Source organism: Gemella bergeri ATCC 700627, from assembly GCF_000469465.1.
In the GTDB taxonomy this organism is placed as follows: Bacteria; Bacillota; Bacilli; order Staphylococcales; family Gemellaceae; genus Gemella; species Gemella bergeri.
Genome location: NZ_KI271830.1, coordinates 1 through 3224 on the forward strand (window position 1 = coordinate 1; position 3224 = coordinate 3224).

A 3224-nucleotide genomic window follows, 5' to 3' on the forward strand; every position below is an offset into this window, starting at 1 on the left:
CTGGCAACGATCTAGCCTCGCAGGGCGTAAACCCAACTACTCTCGACGCTAAAGAGCTTAACTTCTGTGTTCGGTATGGGTACAGGTGTGTCCTCTTTGCTATCGCCACCAGACGAAAACTTTATACTCATATTATATCAATTCCTCTCCTTTTGTCAACTTCTTTACTACTACTCTTACTCTCTACTCTCTGATTAAGTCCTCGACCTATTAGTTTTAGTCAGCTTAATGTGTTACCACACTTACACTCCTAACCTATTCTCCTTGTCGTCTTCAAGGGGTCTTACACTACGTGGGAAATCTCATCTCGAGGGGGGCTTCATGCTTAGATGCTTTCAGCTCTTATCCCTTCCATATTTAGCTACCCAGCTATGCCACTGGCGTGACAACTGGTACACCATTGATATGTCCATCCCGGTCCTCTCGTACTAAGGACAGCTCCTCTCAAATTTCCTACGCCCACGACGGATAGGGACCGAACTGTCTCACGACGTTCTGAACCCAGCTCGCGTACCGCTTTAATGGGCGAACAGCCCAACCCTTGGGACCGACTTCAGCCCCAGGATGCGATGAGCCGACATCGAGGTGCCAAACCTCCCCGTCGATGTGGACTCTTGGGGGAGATAAGCCTGTTATCCCCAGGGTAGCTTTTATCCGTTGAGCGATGGCCCTTCCATTCGGTACCACCGGATCACTAAGTCCTGCTTTCGCACCTGCTCGAGTTGTCTCTCTCACAGTCAAGCTCCCTTGTACCTTTACACTCTACAAATGATTTCCAACCATTCTGAGGGAACCTTTGAACGCCTCCGTTACTCTTTAGGAGGCGACCGCCCCAGTCAAACTGCCCACCTGACACTGTCTCCCGGTTTTCTATTCCGTGGGTTAGAATTCCAATACACAAAGGGTAGTATCCCAACATCGCCTCCTTATACACTGGCGTGCATATCTCCTCGGCTCCTACCTATCCTGTACATTCTGCATCAAAATTCAATATCAAGCTACAGTAAAGCTCCATGGGGTCTTTCCGTCCTGTCGCGGGTAACCTGCATCTTCACAGGTACTATGATTTCACCGAGTCCATCGTTGAGACAGTGCCCAAATCGTTACGCCTTTCGTGCGGGTCGGAACTTACCCGACAAGGAATTTCGCTACCTTAGGACCGTTATAGTTACGGCCGCCGTTTACTGGGGCTTCAATTCTTACCTTCGCTTACGCTAAGCAATCCTCTTAACCTTCCAGCACCGGGCAGGCGTCAGCCCCTATACTTCACCTTTCGGTTTTGCAGAGACCTGTGTTTTTGTTAAACAGTCGCTTGGGCCTATTCACTGCGGCCTACTCTCGTAGGCACCCCTTCTCCCGAGGTTACGGGGTCATTTTGCCGAGTTCCTTAACGATGGTTCTCTCGCTCACCTTAGAATTCTCTTCCCAACTACCTGTGTCGGTTTGCGGTACGGGCACCTCTTATCTCGATAGCGGCTTTTCTTGAGAGTTTGGCTTCATTGACTTCGCTACTTTTCTTCGCTCCCCTTAACGCTTCAGTCTTATCAAGTAGCGGATTTACCTTCTACTCAACCTTTGCGCTTAGACGCCCTATTCCATCAGGGCATTCAATTAGCCTCCTCTGTCCCCACTTCTCTCAATCGATATTTGGTGGTACAGGAATTTCTACCTGTTGTCCATCGGCTTCACCTGTCGGCTTCACCTTAGGTCCCGACTTACCCAGAGCGGACGAGCCTTCCTCTGGAAACCTTAGTCTTTCGGTGGATAGGATTCTCACCTATCTTTCGCTACTTACACCGGCATTCTCACTTCTAACTTCTCCACCTCGCCTTCCAGCTTGGCTTCTATGATGTTAGAACGCTCTCCTACCATATAACATTCGTTATATCCGCAGCTTCGGTTGTATGTTTAGCCCCGGTACATTTTCGGCGCGATGTCACTCGACCAGTGAGCTATTACGCACTCTTTAAATGGTGGCTGCTTCTAAGCCAACATCCTGGTTGTCTGTGCATCATCACATCCTTTTCCACTTAACATACAATTTGGGACCTTAGCTGGCGGTCTGGGCTGTTTCCCTTTCGACTACGAACCTTATCACCCGCAGTCTGACTCCCGTTTATATTTATCCGGCATTCGGAGTTTGTCTGAATTCGGTAACCCGGGATGGGCCCCTAGTCCAAACAGTGCTCTACCTCCGGTAAACTTACAACGAGGCTAGCCCTAAAGCTATTTCGGAGAGAACCAGCTATTTCCAAGTTCGATTGGAATTTCTCCGCTACCCACACCTCATCCAAACACTTTTCAACGTGTCCTGGTTCGGTCCTCCATTCAGTGTTACCTAAACTTCAACCTGGACATGGGTAGATCACTTGGTTTCGGGTCTACTCCATCATACTATCTCGCCCTGTTAAGACTCGCTTTCGCTTCGGCTCCGTGTCTTCCACTTAACCTTGCATGATATAGTAACTCGCCGGTTCATTCTACAAAAGGCACGCCATCACCCACTATTGGGCTCTGACTACTTGTAAGCACACGGTTTCAGGTTCTTTTTCACTCCCCTCCCGGGGTTCTTTTCACCTTTCCCTCACGGTACTGGTTCACTATCGGTCACTAGGTAGTATTTAGCCTTACCAGATGGTCCTGGTCGATTCCGACGGAATTCCTCGTGTTCCGTCGTACTCAGGTGCTCTTTCTTGTTTGTTCAGTATTTCGTATACAGGTCTTTTACCTTCTTCGGTCGTACTTTCCATTACGTTCTACTATACTTCTCAATACAATTTATTAAGAGTCCTTCTACCCCCATATGCATGCATATCGGTTTGGGCTTCATCCTTTTCGCTCGCCGCTACTTGGGAAATCGATTTTTCTTTCTCTTCCTGCAGGTACTTAGATGTTTCAGTTCCCTGCGTTACCTCGCTTTCGCGTACCGCCTTTTTATTTGCGGTGGGTTCCCCCATTCGGATATCTACGGATCTTTGCTTACTTACTGCTCCCCGTAGCGTTTCGTCGTTTGTCACGTCCTTCTTCGGCTCCTAGTGCCAAGGCATCCTCCGTGCGCTCTTTTCTACTTAATCGTGTGTAGCTTTTTGCTTCGTTTTCTTCCTTGAACTCTTTTTGTGAATAAGTTTTTTCACTTACTTACTTCTTTTGTTTCTCGGTTTTGTAAATCTGTTTTCTTTTTAGAAATTTTTTGATCTAATATTTGTATTCAGTTTTCATTGTGC

At 47.9% G+C, this 3224-nt stretch carries 2 rRNA genes; both read right to left on the reverse strand.

The annotated features are described in order from the left end of the window. A 5S ribosomal RNA gene (gene rrf, locus HMPREF1983_RS03540) occupies positions 1 to 113 on the reverse strand; the annotation flags it as partial. Positions 114 to 190: 77 nt separating this feature from the next. Further along, positions 191 to 3074, reverse strand: a 23S ribosomal RNA gene (locus HMPREF1983_RS03545). Positions 3075 to 3224: the final 150 nt, after the last annotated feature.